This is a genomic window from Demequina capsici, assembly GCF_032102965.1.
Classification (GTDB): Bacteria; Actinomycetota; Actinomycetes; order Actinomycetales; family Demequinaceae; genus Demequina; species Demequina capsici.
Genome location: NZ_CP134880.1, coordinates 1,112,336 through 1,130,400, shown reverse-complemented (window position 1 = coordinate 1,130,400; position 18,065 = coordinate 1,112,336). Strand labels below are relative to the sequence as shown.

Genomic DNA, 18,065 nt, shown 5'->3' with positions numbered 1-18,065 from the left:
CGTTGTCGTAAGGGCGCCGAGGTGCGTGGACATCACGAGGCGACCTTGAGCGCGGCGGCGACAGCTCGAGTGCACTCACACTCAGGCTCCGCGGTGGTGCCGTGGACGTCGCAGCGCCAGCGGCGATGGTCGTAGCGCACGCGGACGCTGTGCTCGTCTGTGTCCACGAATCCGATACCGACCCTGACAAGCCTTGCCACGGACTTGGATGCCTCGCCGGAGACGATCCGAGGCCGTGCCCGAAGCGCCGCCTTGCGTTCACGCTCTGCCAGCTCCTTCGCGAACCTGCGCGCGTGCTCACAGACGGCGACAGCTTGGTAGCCGCAAGCGGTGCACGCGACCGCATCGTCATCCATCCGCCGCACGCGCACCTCGTCACCGTTGCGCAGCGCCAGCCACGCGATGCGGCGGTCTGCGGTGATCTTCACGGAGTCCACGTAGTTGCCTCCCCTGTCGTCCCGCGCGCCTCGAGCGCGTGCGATCGCCAGTGCGAGGCCCTCTCCCATGGGTGCGACGTAGGGGTGCTCACCGGCTCGCAGCCGTGCCGGTCGGGCACGTCGGCGACCACGGGCCTTGGCGCGGTGCTTGGGCCAGGAAACGGGCTTGCTCATGAGCGGTTCTCCTTCGTCTGTCGAGCCGTCGCGCGGCGCTGTTGGTAAGTGAGCCCGCCGTAGACACCTGGCTCGCGTAGGTGCTCGAGGCCGTAGCGACGGCAGGCAATCAACGCGGGGCAGGTCCGGCACTCGGCTGCGGCATTCGCCTGCTCGCCTTCGTCGTCGCCGATCCATGCGCCCGGCATGGGGCTCATGCGGCACGGGATCGGCTGACGCTCGCTGTACGCGTCCACGAGCGCCGTGAGTTGGGGCCAGTCATGCTCGAGGGCTTTGGGAAGCCCGCCCGCTGTCGAGCCGGTCATGCGGTGGGCTCGCAACTCGGATGGGTGGTGAATCCACCCATGACGTCGATGTCCGTCAGGGCGGTTCCGCATGTGGTGCAGTCGGTGTTACCCGTTTCCGCACCCTTACTGTCGGTAACGCGGTAACGCTTCCAGTCGCGGAACGCGACGGTGGTTCGCTGGTTGTTCCATCGCAGGCGGGTACGTGCGTCCCTGACAGATGTGGGCGGCGGGTCGAGCTTGTCCATCTCGTCTACGTCTGACGCGGGTGCAGCCTCGAGCGGGTTGCGGTCGGTCGTCGTCGGTGCGATGAGTTCCCAGGGGTTCGCGTAGTCGGCGGTCATACGGAAAGTGGCCGCGAGCGGTTCCTTGTCGCCAGTGGGTCGATGTGCTCGCAGCCCACCGTGACGGTCCTTCGCGATCGTCACGTGAGCGGAGCCACCCTTGCCGGGGGTGAAGGCGTCGGCGACTGTGACGCGGAGCATCGTGCCGCCGATGGCCCGTTTCTTCGCGGCGGTGCCGGTGGCTCCCATCGCGCGCGATTCGGTGTTCTTCGCCAGGTGGTCGATCGCGACGACGCACGCGCCCGCCTTCGCCAGTGGGGTGAGGACCATGCGGTGAACGCGGGTGTAGTCATCGGGCGAGTTGGACGCGCCGCCGAAGGCCGGCACGAGCTCGCCAATGGAGTCCACGAGCACGTAGTTGACGCCCCAGGCGGTGAGGTCTTTCACAACGTCGAGCACGTGACTTCCGTCGTCGGGGTCGACGTAGCGGAAGTGCTCGAGGCCTCGCAGGTTGTCCTCGTCGGCTCCCAGGTCGATGAGACGGTCGACGATGGCGTGCGCGCCGTTGTGGTCCAGGTCGATGATTGCGACGCGATAGCCGCGAGTGACAAGTGCCGCAGCGACGGCAAGGGCGAGCATCGTCTTGCCAGACTCGGGATCGCCGAATAGGACGTTGACCTGGCCGGCGTAGAAGATCGCGACCCCATCGGAGCAGTACCCGTAGACGGGCTTCGCACCTCGAGGCTCGTCGCCGTCGAGCACCTGGGACACGTCGGCGTAGAGCGTTACCGGCGTTCCCACAGTAGGGGGTGGGTAACCGGTAACGCTCTCGTCGGCGGTGTTACTCGTCGTTTCTGCGGCGTTACCGGGAAACGTGGTCACACGGCCCTCCCGGTGTTGATCGCGAGCCGTGCGAGCACTTCCTCTCGCGTCCAGCCTTCGCCTAGCAGGAAGGTGCCGTAGGCGCGGAGGACCGGCTGAGGCATGCCGTAGGTCGATGGCTCGCGGGACGGCCGTGTCTCGCATATCCCGTCGAGCTCGCGAGCGGCGCTCCTCCGAATTCGGCCACGCGCAAGGCGGGCGCGTCGCTGGGCGCGAGCCGTCACGACCGGGCGCGTTGCGTCAGCGGCCCACGCCGCCCATTGGCTCGCCTCGTCGACTTCCTCTCGATCGGTCACGAAGCATCACTGCTCCCGGCGGGCACCCGTGCGGCGTCGAGCCATGCCTGCACGTCGTTCTCGCGATACCTGACCGACCGACCGATCTTGAGATACGCCGGCCCGCGGTCACCGCAGTGCCTGAACCACCGCAGCGTGTTGACGGGCACTCCGGTCCATTCCTCGACGGCGAACTCGTTCAGCAGCCTCTCGCCCATCGCGCCTCCTCTCTTGTGGCCACCCCTCGTGGCTGTTGCCATTTTGCGGTCAGTGACGTACAGTCTGGAAATAGGCGCAGGACAATCTTCGGGAGGCGCAGATGGACGTGGAACTCGTGACAGTGACCGAACTCGTCGACGACCGCCGAGACGGGCGCGTGAGGTGGGCAATATCCGCGACGTTCGTCTCCGCAGAGACCTCCGAGCCGCGATGCATCGACTACCGAGTTCGCGTTGTGCCTCGGGCAACGCACAAGATCGGCGACTTGCCGCTCGCGATCGAGACGGTAGACAACATGCGAGGCGCTGCGATGTCAGTCGCCGACGCGCGAGGGCTTGGCGAGTTCCCATCCGCAGGCATTCCGGGATACGTGTTCGAAGAAGCGTCGCAGGCGCGTCTGCTCGCCAAGGCGCGCGATTGGGTTGCGACTGAACCTGAGCGCTTCTCCATCGAGGTCGCCAACCTGATTCGCCGCACACCCGTAGATCGCGGAGGCAAGGTGCGGCGCGGCCGTCCGCCAAGCATGTCGCTCCACCGGAAGCTCTTGGTCCTCGAGGACGTCGAGCGCGGTTACGCGGAGGGAACCACGCGAGCGGAGATCGCAAGGCGAAACCTCATCAGCGAGTCGGGACTGCGAAACCTCCTGACGTGGGCTCGAAAATCAGCCGACCCTCAGCTCTTCACTGACGACGGCGCGGGCAAGAAAGCAGGACGCCTGACGCCAGCGGCGAGACAACGGCTCATGGAGGGCACCGATGGCTAGCATCACGAAGCGCGACAACGGCAAGTGGCGCGCCCGCTACCGGGACGCGACGGGCAAGGAGCACGCGCAGCACTTCGCTCGGAAGGTCGACGCTCAGCGGTGGCTCGACGAGATCACCGCAGACACGCTAACGGGCCGCTACGTCGACCCGGGCGCGGGCAAGGTCACGCTCAAGACATACGCGGAGACGATCTGGAAGCCATCTCTCCATCACCGCGCCGGCACCGCGCGGCAGGTCAAAGGGCACCTCGACCGCTACGTCTACCCCGCGCTCGGCGACATGCGCCTCGATGCGATCCGCCCCGAGCACATCAACCAACTGGTGGCGAGCGCGAGCATGAAGCTCTCCCCTGCCACTGTGCGGGTCATGTACCGCTACACATCGTCAATCTTCGCGTCGGCGGTGCGGAACAAGCGGATCGCGGAGACGCCATGCAACAGCATCAAGTTGCCTGAGGTGGTGCGCAAGACGCTTGTGCCGCTCGAGCCTGAGGCTGTCGAGCGCATCCGCAAGGCCGTGCCGGAGCGCTACCGGGCGCTCATCACCGTGGCAGCGGGCACCGGGATGCGTCAGGGCGAGCTGTTCGGACTCACGACCGATCGTGTCGACTTCCTCGGGCGTCGGATCACCGTCGACCGCCAGCTCGGCTCAGTGTCCAACGAGCGGCCCGTGTTCGGACCTCCCAAGACCAAAACGAGCGTGCGCAAGATCCCGCTTCCCGTGTCCGTGGGCGACGCCCTGCTCGACCACCTGGCGAAGTTCCCCGCCGGGCCTGACGGGCTGATCTTCACCAACGAGTACGGCGCTCCCCTGCGACGCTCGGGCTTCAATCAGATGTGGACGAAGGCACTCAAAGAGGCGACGATCGAGCACACCGTCTTCCACTCTCTCAGGCACTTCTACGCGAGCCTGCTGATTCGACACGGCGAGTCCGTCAAGACGGTGCAGGACCGCCTCGGGCACGCCTCCGCGACCGAGACTCTGGACACCTATAGCCACCTGTGGCCGGACTCTGACGACCGCACCCGCGAGGCCGTCGACGCGGTGCTCGGACTGGCCTCTTTGGCCGAGCGCGCGAATCCTACTGCGGACTCTGTGCGGACTGAGGGGGTCTCGTCATGACTCCATACCTGGTAAACAGGCAGAAGGCGGATGAGCTGGCCGATACGCCGGGTTCTGTCTCTCAGACCGAAGCCTGAGGGGCGGCCATCCATCTAGGCCCTGGATTGCTCCAGGGCTCGAGCAGCCTACCCGGGAGCATCGGGCGAGCAGCCCTCGAACGCTCCCTGTCTGGCCTTGCTTCGGGTGGGGTTTACCTTGCCGCTCCCGTCACCGGTCGCGCGGTGAGCTCTTACCTCACCCTTTCACCCTTACCCCCGCCGTGAGGCGAGGGCGGTCTTCTCTCTGTGGCACTGTCCCGCGGGTCACCCCGGGTGGCTGTTAGCCATCACCCTGCTCTGCGAAGCCCGGACGTTCCTCGGGATCCCGAAGGATCACGCGACCGCCTGGCCAGCTCATCCGCAAGACAAGGGTACCTGGCGGTTCGTTCGGGCGACACCGTGCAGAGACCGTCAGGACCCTGACGACAGAGGTAGGCGCTGCCACGGCGCGGCCGGGATTCCATGGACGCCGGGCCGGCACCACAGCAGCCGACCCGCGGGCCCGATCGTGGGCTCACGGTCGTCCGTCTCCAGGCCGACGGCCGTGGTGATCACCAGGATGTCGAGCTCGGGCCCGGCGAACGCGCAGCTCGTGGTGAGCGGCGCCCCGGTCCGGACCACCTGAAGCAGCGTCCCGTCGGGCGTGTAGCGGCGCACCTGCCCCGCCCCCCAGAATGCGACCCACAACGCTCCGTCGGAGTCGACCGCGAGACCGTCGGGCAGGTCGCCGCCGCAGTCGACCACGACGCTCGGCTCACCGACGTGATCGGTGCCGTACGCGCGTGTGGTCACCACGTGGGAGAAGGTGTCGGCGTGGTACATCTGCGTGCCGTCAGGGCTCCATCCGATCCCGTTCGACGCGGTGATGCCCGAAGCGATCTCGGCCACCGTGCCGTCCGCCTCGAGCCTCCACAGGCTCTCATCCGCCCGGTCCCACGTGGGCCCCACCGTGCCCACCACGAACCGGCCTGCGGGGTCGCACGCTCCGTCGTTGAGGCGACGGCCAGTGCGATCGGAGACCATCTCCACGCGCCCCACTGTCGCGCCCGAGGAGTCCACATGGATCAGATGCCTTTCGCCCACCAGCAGAAGGCCCCCGTCGTCACCATGAGTGACGGCAGCCACGATGCCCTGCACCCGCAGCACCTCCCTGGGTTCGCCGACGCCGGCGACCGCGACGGGAGCCTCGAGCAGACGGCCGCCGGTGAGGTCCACCCACCTCAGCACGCCCGCGTCCGCATCCCAGCTGGGCGACTCTCCGAGGCTGCACTCGCTCCCTGGGACCGCCACGATGCCGTCTGCTTGTTCTAGGGCGCGCACCTCGCCACCCTATGCCGTGTCGATCGCCCGCCTGCGACGGCAAGTAGCCTGTCCCCCGTGCTCGTGCTTCTCCCGCCCTCCGAGGGCAAGACGGCTCCCGCCGGCGGCGACCCCATCGACCTGGCATCCCTGTCCCACCCCTCCCTCACGGAGGCGCGCCGACGCGTGGGTGACGCTCTCGCGAAGGTGAGCGGTCAGCGCAACGCGTTGAAGGTGCTCGACGTGGGCGCGAGCCTCGCAGCCGAGGTGGCGCGCAACACGACGGTGTGGACCAACCCCTGCGATGCCGCGGCGCGCGTCTACTCCGGCGTCCTGTACGACGCGGCCAGCATGAGCTCGTGGGACGACGCGACCCTCACCAGGGCCGCGTCGCGCCTCCGGATCGTCTCCGCGCTCTGGGGTGCCGTCTCCCCTGCCGACCCGATTCCGGCCTACCGCCTCTCGATGGGCACAACGCTGGGGCGGCTCGGGGGCCTCGCCGCCTTCTGGCGCAAGCGCATGGCGGACGAGCTGGACACCTTGGCGGACGGTGGCCTCGTGGTGGACTGCCGAAGCGCCTCGTACATCGCCGCCTACCACCCGTCGGCTCCCTGGGTGACGGTCAGGGTGATGAGGGAGCAGGATGGCAAGCGGTCGGTGGTGAGCCATATGGCCAAGCGCACCCGTGGGCTGCTGGCGGCGCATCTGATGCGCGCCGACGAGGCGCCCGAGTCGGCCCAGGACCTGGCGGACGCCGCAGCGGGGATGATCGGGGACTCGCTGGTGGACGTCGCCCTGACGGCCAAGGCGAAGGCGCCCGACGAGCTCACGCTCGTGATCGCCGGCTGACCGGCGTCGCAGGCTCCGTCAGAGGAGCGAGACTCCCCCGTCGACGGCGATCGTCTGTCCGGTGATGAACCCGCAGGTCATGAGGAACATGTACGCCTGTGCGACCTCGCCGACCTCGGCCGTGCGGCCCAGCGGGATCGCGTCGGACATCGAGGCGTGCGTCTCGGCGAGCGCCTGGGCGTCGAGTCCGCGCCAGAGACCGGTCTCGGTCCACGTGGGCGCCACCGCGTTGACCCGCACGCGCGGCGCCAGCTCGACCGCGAGGCCCTTCACCATCGTCGCGATCGCCTCGTTGCCGAGCGTGGCGCCCGACGAGGTGGACGGGGATCCGCCGGAGCCGCCGGTGAAGGTGAGCGATCCGCCTGCGGCGATACGAGGCGCGAGCACGCGCGCGACCTCCAGGTTGGCGAAGAGCTTCGACTCCACGGTGTCGCGGATGAGCGCGGTGTCGGCGTCCAGGAAGCCGCCGCCCATCGCACCGCCGAGGGTGGAGACGACGTGGTCGACCTCGCCTACCTCCTTGGCGAGCGCCTCGAGCGCGCCCGGAGCCGTGGCGTCGAACGCCGCGCCTCCAGCCGCCGCGCCGATCGCGCGGAGTGCCGACACCGCGCCCTCGAGCCGGCCGCGGTCACGACCGATCAGCACCACCCGAGCACCCGCCTGGGCCGCCTCCCGTGCAACCTCCAGGCCGAACCCGGAGGTGCCGCCCACCACCAGGACTCGGGACCCACGCAGCGCGGCGCGGAGAGGGTCGGAGGCGGTGATGGCAGGGTCGGGCATGGTTCGCTCCAAGGGGTCTGAGGGGTCTCACGTGCGGAACGTTGCGGGCTCCATCCTAGTTCCCCCTCGGGGGTCGTTCTCCCAATTGAGAACTCTTGGCGCTGGGCTGCGGACGTCTCGGCGCCCGTCGCTTCCGAGAGCTCGGCGAGGCCTCCACTGCGCGGCCGCTCAGCTCGTGGGCGCCCCCACACACAGCAGGTGACGCTCCGCCACCGTCCCGTCCGTCGTCACCCTGAGCTGCACGATCGTCAGCGAGGCAGGGGACGGCCACAGACGTGACCACCGGCGCTCGGGAGCCTCGAGCGACAGCCCCACCACCGACTTGATCGCGACAGCGTGGGATGCGAGCGCGATGGACCGTCCGTGATCCCCGTCGCTCACGCAGAGGCGCGCATGCTCCGCTGCCAGATCGGCCACGAGCCCATCCACACGGACCGCGACCTGGGCAAGCGACTCTCCACCGGGCGGTGCGACCTCACCATCCCGCCACTGAAGCAGCGCCCCTCCGTCGCGCGCGACGATCTCCTGCGCCGTCAACCCCTCCCACCGCCCGAAGTCGACCTCCTGCAGACGCGCATCCGTCTCGACATGCGCACCCACGCGCCGCCCGATCGCCGCACCCGTCTCCTGGGTCCGCGTCATCGGAGAGGCCACCACACGGTCGACCGAAGGAAGATCCTGCCAGGTACGACGCCCGATCTGGTGGACCGCGTCGGCAGCCTTCGCCACCTGCACCCGACCGGCCGGCGTCAACGAAGGACCGACGACGCCCGAGCCCGAGAACCGGTGCTCCAACGTCATCGGGGTCACCCCATGGCGCACCATCACCAGCGTCAGCGGCGCGACGAGGTCACCACGATCCGACGGAGCGAAGGCCGAGGCTCCACCCGAGGCGCTCGACGACACCGGCTCCGGCTCCACCTGCTCAGGCGCCACGGACCAGGATGCGCCCGCACTCCTCACAGCGGACCACACGGTCCGCGGGCGCATCGAGGATCGCCGCGAGGTCGCCCGCGTTGAGGGACATGTGGCACCCCTGGCAGGTGCCGCCCAGCAGGGCTGCGGCACCCACTCCCCCGTGCTGCTCACGCAGCTTGTCGTACAGCGCGAGCAGACCCGCGTCCAGGTCGCGAGCGGCGGTTCCGCGCTCGTCATGCACGGTGACCAGCTCGCCGTCGATCTCGCGCACCTGCGCGTCGCGCTCCTCGGTGACCTGCGCCACCTGAGCATCGAGCGCCTCGGCCTGCTCCGTCGCGGACGCGAGCGCGGCCTCCGCCGACTCGACCTGCTCCATCGCCTCGATCTCCACGTCCTCCAGCGCGCTCAGGCGCCGGCCTAGCACCTCGAGCTCGGACTGGAGCGCCTGAAGATCCTTCGCCGAACCGCTCCCGGAGTCGAGCCGCTGCTGGTCCCGATCCTTCCTGGCGCGCACGGCCTGCACATCGTCCTCGGCCTTCTGCACGGCGCGGCGCAGGTCGCCGACCTCGGCGTTGCGTGCGATGCGCTCCTCGTGCAGGTCCGCACGACGAGCGGCGAGCTCCTCGAGCTGGGCGTTCTGCGGCAAGGTGTCGCGCTTGTGGCGCAGCTGCTGCGCGCGAAGGTCGGCGTCCTGGACGTCGAGCAGTCGACGCTGGTCCGCTGCGGGGGCGGTGGCCACGATGGGTCTCCTTATGGATCAGGAACCTGTCGCGCCGAAACGCGCGGTCCACGGGTCTGTGGTGAGGGTGCTCACATGGGTGGAGACGCCGAGCGCCTCCTCGAGGTACCGCGCTGCGCCACGCAGCCACGACCACTCCGAAGCGGAGTGTGCCACATCCACCAGGTAGGGCCTGCCATCGCCGAGCAGCGCCTGTTCGCGCGCGTCGGAGGCGGGGTGATGCCGGAGATCTGCGGTGACGTACACGTCGGCGTGGGCGGCACGCACGGCCTCGAGGAACGAGTCGCCGCTCCCGCCGAGCACCGCGACGGTCTCGATACGTCCCGTCAGGTCGCCGGCCACGCGCACGCCATGGGCGGTGGGAGGCAGCGCGTCGGCCGCGCGCTCCACGAACTGGTGCAAGGTCATCGGCTGCGCCAGGCGCCCCACGCGCCCGATCCCCAAGGACGGGTCCACGCTGTCAGGGACCAGGGGGACCGTGTCGACGACGCCCAGGTCGGCGGCGAGCGCATCGGCCACTCCCCCCGCCGCGGCGTCGGCGTTCGTGTGCGCGTTGAACAGCGCGATGCCGCGCTCGATCAGCTCGTGCACCACGGCACCCTTGGACGAGTCGGCGCGCACGGTGTGCACGCCGCGCAGCAGCAAGGGGTGATGCGTGAAGATCAGGTCGCAGTCCTGGTCGACTGCCTCGTCGACCACCGCCATCACGGGGTCCACCGCGAGCAGGATCCGCTCGACGGCCGCATCGGGACGCCCGACCACCAGACCGTTCCTGTCCCAGTCCTCTGCCAGGCGCGGCGGGTACCGCTCGTCGAGCGCGGCGATGACATCGGACACCTGGGTCATGGCTCCACGCTACTGCCCCGGCCCCTCGTCGGCGCCAGCCGACGGTGCGCCGTCGCGCGACGACCTGCGCGGCTTCTTGCCCAGGATGGCCTCCGGGGTCTCTCCATGGGCGAGCAGCACGTCGATCTTCGCCTCGAGGGTCTGGATGCGGGTGAGCATCTCGGCCTGACGACGTTCCGCGACCTCGAGCGCGTGCCTGTCCCTGTCGGCCTCCTCCGCCTCGCGCTTGTCGTCGTCCTCGCCGGCGGTGACGGACACGAACCATGCCGCCACCGAGGCGGTCACGACACCGATGAGGGCGATGCCGAGCAGCATCATCCCGCCTGCCACGATGCGCCCCGTGACGCTGACGGGCGCGTAGTCGCCGTACCCGACGGTGGTGACCGTCACGAACGCCCACCAGACCGCGTCGCCGAAGGTGTTGATGGCCGAGTCCGGGACCTCGCGCTCGGCTGACAGCACCCACACGGAGCCGATCCACAGGAGCAGCACCGTCGACAGCACGACCGCCTGCATGGTCTTCATGCGTCCACGGGAGGACAGGATCGAACCGCCCTGGGCGAACACCGACAGGATCTTGAGAGGTCGCGCCGCGGGCAGCAGCACCGCGATCACGTCCAGCGGGTGCGTCCAGATGTAGCGCCACGACTTCTCGGACAGCACCGTGCGGATGATCAGGTCCGCGAGGAACACCATCCAGATGAGGATCTGCACCGTCTCCAGGACCACCCGCACGTGGGCCGAGAAGGTCACGAACCCGATGATGCGCGCCGACCAGGCGACCAGGAAGATGAATGCGAGCGCCGCCATGACGCCGTCGGTCCGCTCGCGGTACCCGTGATACCGGCTGCCGTCGGTGATCGTGCTCAGCTGCTCGAACGCCATCGCGGCCTCCCCACGTCCTCGGTCTCCCCCCGAGGCTAGCGCGGGACGCCGCACGGCGACCGACGACTCCTCGGTCCGCGCGCGAACGCATGGTCTGGTGGCGTCCGTTTCCTTCACCGATCGCGGAGCACGGCCGATGAGGGTCCCGACGCCGGTCCACCGCGCAGGCTCCCTGCGCGCCGGACCAGGAGGAAGGGACAGGGACCGACCGATGAGATCCGAGACGGTGCTGATGCTGTCGGTGCGGCCATGGACCTCGCAGGAACACACGCGGTTCTGGCTCGCCACGCTCGCGCCCGCGTTGACGGTCGCGGCGGTGACGATGCTCGCTGCGACGATCGTGTCGGCTGTGGTGGACGGCACCGCGGGCCAGGTCGCCTCCGCGGCGATCGCGCTCTGCGGCCTGGCATACCCGGCGGCCGTGGCGGGAGATGTCGCCAGGCGCAACCCGCCCCCAGGCTTCGACGTGGTGGCGACGGAGATCCCCGCCGCGGAGCACGTCGACTCGTAGCCGGACTCGCAATGGTGGGCCCTGCCGGACTCGAACCGACGACACCTGCGGTGTAAGCGCAGTGCTCTAACCAGCTGAGCTAAGGGCCCTCGGGGAGACATTCTCCCCTAGATCCTCGCGACGTCGCGCCGTCGGCCGACCGCCCTGGAGCTGCGGCGGGAGTCCGACCGGCGCGTCACCCGAGCAGCGCCGCCACCTCCCGGCGGTAGTCGTCCACGTCGCGCGCCTCACCCGTCGGGTTGACCACCGCCCACCTGACCACGCCGTCGGCGTCGATCAGGAAGGTACCCCGCGTCGCCAGGCCCTTCTGGGCGTTGAACACGCCGTAGTCCCGGGACGCGTCGCCGTGCGGCCAGAAGTCGCTCAGGATGGTCCCGCGGTACCGGTGGGTGTCCGCCCACGCCTTCAACACGTAGATCGAGTCGCACGAGACGACCACCACCTGCAGGTCGTCCCGGGCCGCCAGGTCCGGCGCGTCGCGCAGGTCGACAAGCTCGTTGGTGCAGGTGTCGGAGAACGCGAACGGCACGAACACCAGCAGCACGGCCTTGCCGCGCAGCTCCGCCAGCGAGACCTTGCGGCCGTTCTGGTCCGTGAGCGCGAACGCCGGTGCGGGCCGACCCACCAACGGATGGGTCACTTGCTGCGCCCCTTCTCGACGAGCTGGGTGGCCCACCAGCCCGTCCCCACCACGAAGGTGGAGGTGGCGTGCAGGCCGGCCAGGGACGACGCCTCCTCGACATCACGCGGCACGACGGCGCCCGCGCTGCCCGCCTTGGGGGTGAGCAGCCACACGGGCCGCCCGTCGTCCAGCAGCGACTGCACGTCCATCAGCAGGTCGGCGAGGTCGTCGTCGCCGTCGCGGAACCACACGATGACACCGTCCGTGACATCCCCGTAGTCCTCATCGACGAGGGACTCCCCCGTCGCCTCCTCGACGCTGGCGCGAAGCGCCTGGTCGACGTCGTCGTCGTAGCCGAACTCCTGGATGACATGGCCATGCTCGATACCGAGCCTTGCGGCGACTCCGCTGTCAGCGGCTGTCGCGCCCTCCTGTGTCGCCACGGTGGCGGCGCTCCCTTCCTCGTCGAAGCCGCGCCAGCCGACGCGCCTTCGGACCAGCGTAGAGGTCCGCGCGCAACAGGTGCAATCGGCAGGTTCGGGACCTTGGTCCTCGCAGTGATACTGTGCCTCGGTCCCCGCGCGTACCTCCGTGCCCAGGCCGGCGTGACAACGCACCGGATACAGACCAGAATGGCTCGGAGAGCGGCCACACCCGCATTCCCCGATACACAGCGGCGCAGCACCCCGCGCCCGCGACAGGAAGAGGACCCGTGACAGAGCACGGCGCTATCGACAAGGACCCCACCGAGACCGCTGAATGGCTCGAGTCCATCGATGACATGATCAAGTCGGGCGGCGAGAGCCGCGCCGAGTACGTGATCGAACGCATGGTTGACCACGCGGCCAAGCGCCAGCTGTCGGTCCCGCTCAGCCTCAACACCCCCTACGTCAACACGATCCACGTGGACGACGAGCCGGCGTTCCCTGGCGACGAGGAGCTGGAGCGCCGCTACCGCGGCTGGATCCGCTGGAACGCCGCGGCCATGGTGACGCGCGCGCAGGCGCCCGGCAAGGGCGTCGGCGGCCACATCTCGTCCTACGCCTCGGTGGCCACGCTCTACGAGGTGGGCCTCAACCACTTCTTCAAGGGCAAGGACCACCCCGGCGGCGGCGACCAGATCTACTTCCAGGGCCACGCCGCGCCCGGGATGTACGCGCGCGGATTCATGGAGGGACGCTTCTCCGAGGAGGACCTCGACTCCTTCCGCCAGGAGAAGTCCGCCTCCGGCCGCGGCCTGTCGTCGTACCCGCACCCGCGCCTCATGCCCGACGTGTGGGAGTTCCCCACCGTCTCCATGGGCCTTGGCCCCGCCTCGGCCATCTACCAGGCCTGGACCAACCGATACCTGCACCTGCGCGGCATCAAGGACACCTCGCAGCAGCACGTGTGGGCGTTCCTCGGCGACGGCGAGATGGACGAGCCCGAGTCGCGCGGCATGCTGCAGCTCGCCGCCAACCAGGGCCTCGACAACCTCACCTTCGTCGTCAACGCCAACCTGCAGCGCCTCGACGGCCCCGTGCGCGGCAACGGCAAGATCATCCAGGAGCTCGAGGCGTACTTCCGCGGCGCCGGCTGGAACGTCATCAAGGTCATCTGGGGCCGCGGCTGGGATCCGCTGCTGGCCAAGGACGACGGCTCGCTCGTCAACCTCATGAACACCGTCCCCGACGGCGACTTCCAGACCTTCAAGGCGGAGTCGGGCGCGTTCATCCGTGACCAGTTCTTCGGCGGCGACCCGCGCGCCAAGGAGCTCGTTAAGGACATGACCGACGACGAGATCTGGGCGCTCAAGCGCGGCGGCCACGACTACCGCAAGCTCTACGCCGCCTACCTGAGCGCGACTCAGATGAAGAACGGCAAGCCGACCGTCATCATCGCGAAGACCGTCAAGGGGTACGGCCTGGGCCCCAACTTCGCGGCGCGCAACTCGACGCACCAGATGAAGAAGCTCCACGTGGCCGACATGAAGGTGCTGCGCGACACGTTCGACCTGCCGTTCACCGACGAGCAGCTCGAGGCCGACCCGTACAACCCGCCGTACTTCCACCCCGGCTTCGACGACCCGGCGATCAAGTACATGCTCGAGCGGCGCCGCCAGCTGGGCGGCTGGGTGCCCGAGCGCCGCGATCCCGGAAAGCAGATCCCGCTGCCTGACGACAAGGCGTTCGAGCTGCTCGCGAAGGGCTCCGGCAAGCAGGAGGTCGCCACCACCATGGCGATCGTCCGCCTCTTCAAGGACCTGGTGAAGGACAAGGAGTTCGGCCAGCGCCTGGTCCCGATCATCCCCGACGAGGCCCGCACGTTCGGCCTCGACGCGATCTTCCCCAGCGCGAAGATCTTCAACACCCAGGGGCAGAACTACCTGCCCGTGGACCGCGAGCTCATGCTCTCCTACAAGGAGTCCGCGAGCGGCCAGATCATGCACACGGGGATCAACGAGGCCGGCTCCGCCGCCGCGTTCCAGGCCGTCGGCACGTCCTACGCCACGCACGGCGAGCCGCTGGTGCCGTTCTACATCTTCTATTCGATGTTCGGCTTCCAGCGCACCGGCGACCAGTTCTGGGCCGCCGGCGACCAGATGACCCGAGGGTTCATCATCGGCGCCACCGCCGGGCGCACCACACTGACCGGCGAGGGACTCCAGCACGCCGACGGCCACTCGCCGCTGCTCGCCGGCACCAACAGCGCGATGGTCCACTACGACCCGGCGTTCGGCTACGAGATCCGCCACATCGTCAAGGACGGCATCGCGCGGATGTACGGCCCCGAGGACGGCCGCGACAAGAACGTCATGTACTACCTGACGGTCTACAACGAGCCGATCCAGCAGCCGGCCGAGCCGGACGACGTGGACGTCGAGGGCATCCTCAAGGGCATCTACAAGCTCGCCGACGCTCCCGCCGGAGACGGCCCCGAGGCGCAGATCCTGGCGTCCGGCGTGGCGGTCCCGTGGGCGCTTGAGGCGCAGGAGCTGCTCGCCGCGCATTGGGGCGTCCGCGCCACCGTGTGGTCGGTCACGTCGTGGAACGAGCTCCGCCGCGAGGCCCTTCAGGCCGACGAGCAGGCGTTCCTGCACCCCGACCTGCCGGTGCGCACGCCGTACCTCACGCAGAAGCTCGCCGGCGCGAACGGCCCGTTCGTCGCGACGACGGACTACGACCACCTGGTCCCCGACCAGGTGAGGGCATGGATCCCTGGCACGTACGCCACGCTCGGCGCCGACGGCTTCGGCTTCTCGGACACGCGCGCCGCCGCACGTCGCTTCTTCAAGATCGACGGGCCGTCCACTGCGGTGAAGGTGCTGCAGCAGCTGGCCCGCCGCGGGGAGATCGACCCGTACGTGGTCGGCCAGGCGATCGACCGCTACGAGCTGCACGACGTCACGAAGGGCTCCTCCGGCAACGCCGGCGGCGACGCCTGACCTGACGACCCACGTGGGGCCCGTCACGCATCGCGCGTGGCGGGCCCTTCGTCGTCGCCGGTATCGGCCGGGGCGTCATCGCTGTCGGCTGCAGCCGCGCCGTCGACCTCGCTGACGCCGACGGCCTCGACCTCGCCTTCGAGCGCGCTCGGTCCGCTCGTCGCGTTCTCCGAGGGCGCCACGATGTCGTGGCCGTCCGCCGCCTGGCCGTCCGCCGCGTCGACCATGGAGCCCGACCGCTCCGGGGAGCCGGCCCGGTCCGCACGCGAGCCCGAACGTCTTCCGCTCGCGCCGCGCGCGCTGTCGCGGGCAGGGGCAGACCGTCCCCGCGCCGACCGCTCATCCCGCGACGGCTCGGTCGTCACCGCGTCACCCGCCGCGTCCACCTCGCCGTCCGTGCTGTGCCGTGCGGCACGTCCCCGAGGCTGGACGTCTCCACCGTGAGAAGCCGCCGCGAACGCGTCGGCATCCCGGATCGAGCCTCGCACGTCCCAGGCGAGCACGAGCAGCGCGAGCAGCACCCCCGCACCGACCGCCCACAGGCCCACCAGCAGGAACCCGTCCAGCGCGTGGCTGGGCTCGACGCGCATGTACAGGTCCACCGTGCAGGAACCCTCCACGGCGTCGAGGGTTCCCACCAGGTGGTAGACGCCGGTGAGCGGGAAACCGTACGTCTGCTCGAACGCCTCGACGCGGGCGGCGACATCCTCGCGCGCGGACAGCTCGGTCACCTGTGCCTCGTTGGCATAGGTGCCGGTCCACAGCGGGATCTCGAAGCCGCCCACCCGGACCGCGATGGCGCTGTTCCAGTCGGTGAGCACGCTCGACGATGTGGCGGTCCACACGATGGTGTCGGATGAGGAGACGTCGAACGGATCGGTGGCCGACGTCTGCTGCGGGGACACCGGGGCAGTCTCGAGGTCCGAGGTGGCGACGAGCGTGCAGCCGTCGCTCAGGGAACCGCCACCGACCACCTCGGAGATGCCCGTCACGGCGATCCCGGCGGCAAGTCCGGCGACGACCACCATGGTGAGCACGCGCTTGCGTGCGAGGGACGTGCGCTGCGTCAGCATGACCGTGCCGAGCAGCACGCCCACCGCGGCCGCGCCCCAGACGACCGCGCGGTCCGCCGCGATCACCCCGAGCACCGTGAGGAGCGTCACCGCCACCGCCGCGAGGAGCAGCCCCAGGATCCCTCCGAGCAGCGGCTTCGGTCGTGCTCCCATGCGCCCTCCTCCGTCCCGATCCACGCTAGACGGGTCCGCCTGCACGTGCACGGCATGGGCAGGCACTCATGACCTTCAGGTGGAGGGTGAAGGCTTGCACCTTCGTCGATATCCACAGCCAGCTGGGGAAACGGCAGGCTCTCCACCAGGCACTACGTGTCGCGACCGACGCGTTATCCCCCCGAATGGGGGGCACCTGCTTGTGGACTCCATACAAGGCGGCGGTAGTATCGGCGCATGCCCTCGACCGACGCGCGCGCCGAGACCCTGCGCCGTCTGAGAGCAGGCTCCGGACAGCTCGCCACTGCAGCCCTCAAGTCGCTCGACGCCGACTACCACTGGTTCCGCGAGCTTCCCGCGCGCGAACGCTCATGGGTCGGGATCGTCGCCCAGGCCGGCATCGACTCGTTCGTCGCCTGGTTCGCCGACAGGTCCGAGACCACGCGCTCCGCGATGGAGGTCTTCGCCGCCGCGCCCCCGGAGCTCACGCGAGTCATCTCGCTCCAGCACGCCCTGGCGATCGTGCGCACCGCCGTCAAGGTCGTCGAGGGGCACTCCGACGACTTCGCCGCGCCAGGCGCGGAGCAGATGCTCCGCGAGGCGGTGCTCCGCTACTCCCGGGAGATCGCCTTCTCCGCCGCAGAGGTGTACGCGCGCGCAGCCGAGTCCCGCGGCGCGTGGGACGCACGCATCGAGGCCCTGGTCGTCGATGCCCTCGTCCGCGGCGAGGTGGACGACGCGATCCCCTCGCGTGCCGCAGCGCTCGGGTGGAAGCCGGGACCCACCCTGGTCATGGTCGGCACGACAGCGAGCGCGCTCGGCGAGGTCGAGTCGGCCGAGGTGCGCCGCAGCATCCGCCGCGCTGCCGGGAACGCGCTCGTGGGCATCCACGGGGACGACCTGGTGGTGGTCGCCCGCACCGACGAGTCCCACGAGGCTGTGGCGAAGCAGCTCCTGCACGTGTTCGGCCCTGGTCCTGTGGTGCTCGGCCCGCCTGCGGTCACGCTCCTGGAGGTCGCGCGCGCCACCCGCGCCGCGATCGCGGGCGCCACCGCGGCGCCCGCCTGGGCGCTCGCGCCGCGGCCTGTGCACGCGGACGATCTGCTGCCCGAGCGGGTGCTGGTCGGCGATGCCGCCGCACGCGACCGGTTGCTGGCGATCGCGTACGACCCGATCCAGCGCGCCGGCGGAGCGCTGCAGGAGACGGTCGCCACGTTCCTCGACTGCGGGCGCTCCCTCGAGCTCACTGCACGCACCATGTTCGTCCATGCCAACACCGTGCGCTACCGCCTCAAGAAGGTGGCGGAGATCACGGGCTGGGATGTGCTCCACACGCGCGACGCGCACGTTCTCAGCACGGCGATGGCGCTGGGGCGTCTCCGTGAGTCCACGCCTCCGTCTTTGTAGGAAATCGACAGAATCTCATGCGTGATTCTTCGTCGAGCCTGCCCCATGCCGACGCTCCCGTGGGGCACCCTAGAGGCATG

19 protein-coding genes, 1 tRNA gene and 1 other RNA gene are annotated in these 18,065 nt (G+C 69.6%); 6 read left to right on the top strand and 15 right to left on the bottom strand.

The window, feature by feature from the left end; genetic code table 11:
* Nucleotides 1–32: 32 nt before the first annotated feature.
* From RN607_RS05455 to RN607_RS05440, 4 genes are all read right to left on the bottom strand, one after another.
* Nucleotides 33–611 (bottom strand): hypothetical protein, encoded by a 579-nt coding sequence (locus RN607_RS05455; RefSeq protein ID WP_313544868.1) that lies wholly within the window; start codon nt 609–611, stop codon nt 33–35.
* Complete coding sequence (locus RN607_RS05450; RefSeq protein WP_313544867.1) at nt 608–916, bottom strand: WhiB family transcriptional regulator; 309 nt, start codon at nt 914–916, stop codon at nt 608–610. Before RN607_RS05450 ends, RN607_RS05455 begins: the two co-directional genes overlap by 4 nt.
* A complete protein-coding gene (locus tag RN607_RS05445; RefSeq protein WP_313544865.1) occupies nt 913–2,061 on the bottom strand; it encodes an AAA family ATPase in 1,149 nt (382 codons plus the stop codon). The genes RN607_RS05450 and RN607_RS05445 overlap by 4 nt, the downstream gene beginning before the upstream one ends.
* Nucleotides 2,062–2,353: 292 nt before the next feature.
* Complete coding sequence (locus tag RN607_RS05440) at nt 2,354–2,554, bottom strand: helix-turn-helix transcriptional regulator (protein ID WP_313544863.1); 201 nt, start codon at nt 2,552–2,554, stop codon at nt 2,354–2,356.
* Nucleotides 2,555–2,655: 101 nt separating this feature from the next.
* On the opposite strand from RN607_RS05440, the gene RN607_RS05435 reads away from it, so the two are divergent.
* Both RN607_RS05435 and RN607_RS05430 read left to right on the top strand, forming a co-directional pair.
* Entirely contained in the window at nt 2,656–3,318 is a 663-nt protein-coding gene (locus RN607_RS05435; protein ID WP_313544862.1) for a hypothetical protein, read from the top strand.
* The gene (locus tag RN607_RS05430; RefSeq protein WP_313544860.1) at nt 3,311–4,441 is read left to right on the top strand and encodes a tyrosine-type recombinase/integrase; all 1,131 of its coding nucleotides are present in this window, start codon (nt 3,311–3,313) and stop codon (nt 4,439–4,441) included. The genes RN607_RS05435 and RN607_RS05430 overlap by 8 nt, the downstream gene beginning before the upstream one ends.
* Nucleotides 4,442–4,468: 27 nt before the next feature.
* On the opposite strand, the gene rnpB is transcribed toward RN607_RS05430, so the two are convergent.
* Together rnpB and RN607_RS05420 are read right to left on the bottom strand one after the other, a co-directional pair.
* Nucleotides 4,469–4,836, bottom strand: an RNA gene (gene rnpB / locus RN607_RS05425) — RNase P RNA component class A.
* A gap of 54 nt (nt 4,837–4,890) precedes the next feature.
* Complete coding sequence (locus tag RN607_RS05420; protein ID WP_313544858.1) at nt 4,891–5,769, bottom strand: SMP-30/gluconolactonase/LRE family protein; 879 nt, start codon at nt 5,767–5,769, stop codon at nt 4,891–4,893.
* Nucleotides 5,770–5,856: 87 nt separating this feature from the next.
* Between RN607_RS05420 and RN607_RS05415 the strand changes: the two genes are divergently transcribed.
* Nucleotides 5,857–6,627: a YaaA family protein gene (locus tag RN607_RS05415; protein ID WP_313544856.1), complete on the top strand. Its 771-nt coding sequence runs from the start codon at nt 5,857–5,859 to the stop codon at nt 6,625–6,627.
* 18 nt (nt 6,628–6,645) lie between these two features.
* On the opposite strand, the gene RN607_RS05410 is transcribed toward RN607_RS05415, so the two are convergent.
* The 5 genes from RN607_RS05410 to RN607_RS05390 form a co-directional block, all read right to left on the bottom strand.
* Nucleotides 6,646–7,407, bottom strand: coding sequence for an SDR family oxidoreductase (locus RN607_RS05410; protein WP_313544854.1), 762 nt, complete (start codon nt 7,405–7,407; stop codon nt 6,646–6,648).
* A gap of 168 nt (nt 7,408–7,575) precedes the next feature.
* Nucleotides 7,576–8,343, bottom strand: a complete 768-nt coding sequence (locus RN607_RS05405) for a histidine phosphatase family protein (protein WP_313544853.1) — start codon at nt 8,341–8,343, stop codon at nt 7,576–7,578.
* The gene (locus RN607_RS05400; protein WP_313544851.1) at nt 8,333–9,064 is read right to left on the bottom strand and encodes a zinc ribbon domain-containing protein; all 732 of its coding nucleotides are present in this window, start codon (nt 9,062–9,064) and stop codon (nt 8,333–8,335) included. The genes RN607_RS05405 and RN607_RS05400 overlap by 11 nt, the downstream gene beginning before the upstream one ends.
* Nucleotides 9,065–9,082: 18 nt before the next feature.
* The gene (locus tag RN607_RS05395) at nt 9,083–9,910 is read right to left on the bottom strand and encodes a Nif3-like dinuclear metal center hexameric protein (RefSeq protein WP_313544849.1); all 828 of its coding nucleotides are present in this window, start codon (nt 9,908–9,910) and stop codon (nt 9,083–9,085) included.
* A gap of 9 nt (nt 9,911–9,919) precedes the next feature.
* Nucleotides 9,920–10,795, bottom strand: coding sequence for a potassium channel family protein (locus RN607_RS05390; RefSeq protein ID WP_313544847.1), 876 nt, complete (start codon nt 10,793–10,795; stop codon nt 9,920–9,922).
* A gap of 211 nt (nt 10,796–11,006) precedes the next feature.
* On the opposite strand from RN607_RS05390, the gene RN607_RS05385 reads away from it, so the two are divergent.
* On the top strand, nt 11,007–11,306 hold the full coding sequence (locus RN607_RS05385) for a hypothetical protein (RefSeq protein WP_313544845.1): 300 nt from the start codon (nt 11,007–11,009) through the stop codon (nt 11,304–11,306).
* Nucleotides 11,307–11,318: 12 nt separating this feature from the next.
* Here RN607_RS05385 and RN607_RS05380 read toward each other — a convergent pair.
* The 3 genes from RN607_RS05380 to RN607_RS05370 all read right to left on the bottom strand — a co-directional run bounded on the left by RN607_RS05380 (nt 11,319) and on the right by RN607_RS05370 (nt 12,371).
* A tRNA-Val gene (locus RN607_RS05380) sits at nt 11,319–11,395 on the bottom strand.
* A gap of 86 nt (nt 11,396–11,481) precedes the next feature.
* Complete coding sequence (locus tag RN607_RS05375; RefSeq protein WP_313500650.1) at nt 11,482–11,946, bottom strand: redoxin domain-containing protein; 465 nt, start codon at nt 11,944–11,946, stop codon at nt 11,482–11,484.
* Nucleotides 11,943–12,371 (bottom strand): DUF3052 domain-containing protein, encoded by a 429-nt coding sequence (locus RN607_RS05370; RefSeq protein ID WP_313500647.1) that lies wholly within the window; start codon nt 12,369–12,371, stop codon nt 11,943–11,945. The genes RN607_RS05375 and RN607_RS05370 overlap by 4 nt, the downstream gene beginning before the upstream one ends.
* Before the next feature lie 269 nt (nt 12,372–12,640).
* Here RN607_RS05370 and aceE point away from each other — a divergent pair, with 269 nt between their 5' ends.
* Nucleotides 12,641–15,352: a pyruvate dehydrogenase (acetyl-transferring), homodimeric type gene (aceE, locus tag RN607_RS05365; RefSeq protein WP_313500644.1), complete on the top strand. Its 2,712-nt coding sequence runs from the start codon at nt 12,641–12,643 to the stop codon at nt 15,350–15,352.
* 23 nt (nt 15,353–15,375) lie between these two features.
* Here aceE and RN607_RS05360 read toward each other — a convergent pair whose 3' ends face one another.
* Nucleotides 15,376–16,578 carry a hypothetical protein gene (locus RN607_RS05360; RefSeq protein WP_313544843.1) on the bottom strand — a complete coding sequence of 401 codons (1,203 nt, stop codon included), beginning with the start codon at nt 16,576–16,578 and terminating at the stop codon, nt 15,376–15,378.
* A 237-nt stretch (nt 16,579–16,815) separates the two neighbouring features.
* Here RN607_RS05360 and RN607_RS05355 point away from each other — a divergent pair, with 237 nt between their 5' ends.
* Nucleotides 16,816–17,985 carry a PucR family transcriptional regulator gene (locus tag RN607_RS05355; protein ID WP_313500638.1) on the top strand — a complete coding sequence of 390 codons (1,170 nt, stop codon included), beginning with the start codon at nt 16,816–16,818 and terminating at the stop codon, nt 17,983–17,985.
* Nucleotides 17,986–18,065: the final 80 nt, after the last annotated feature.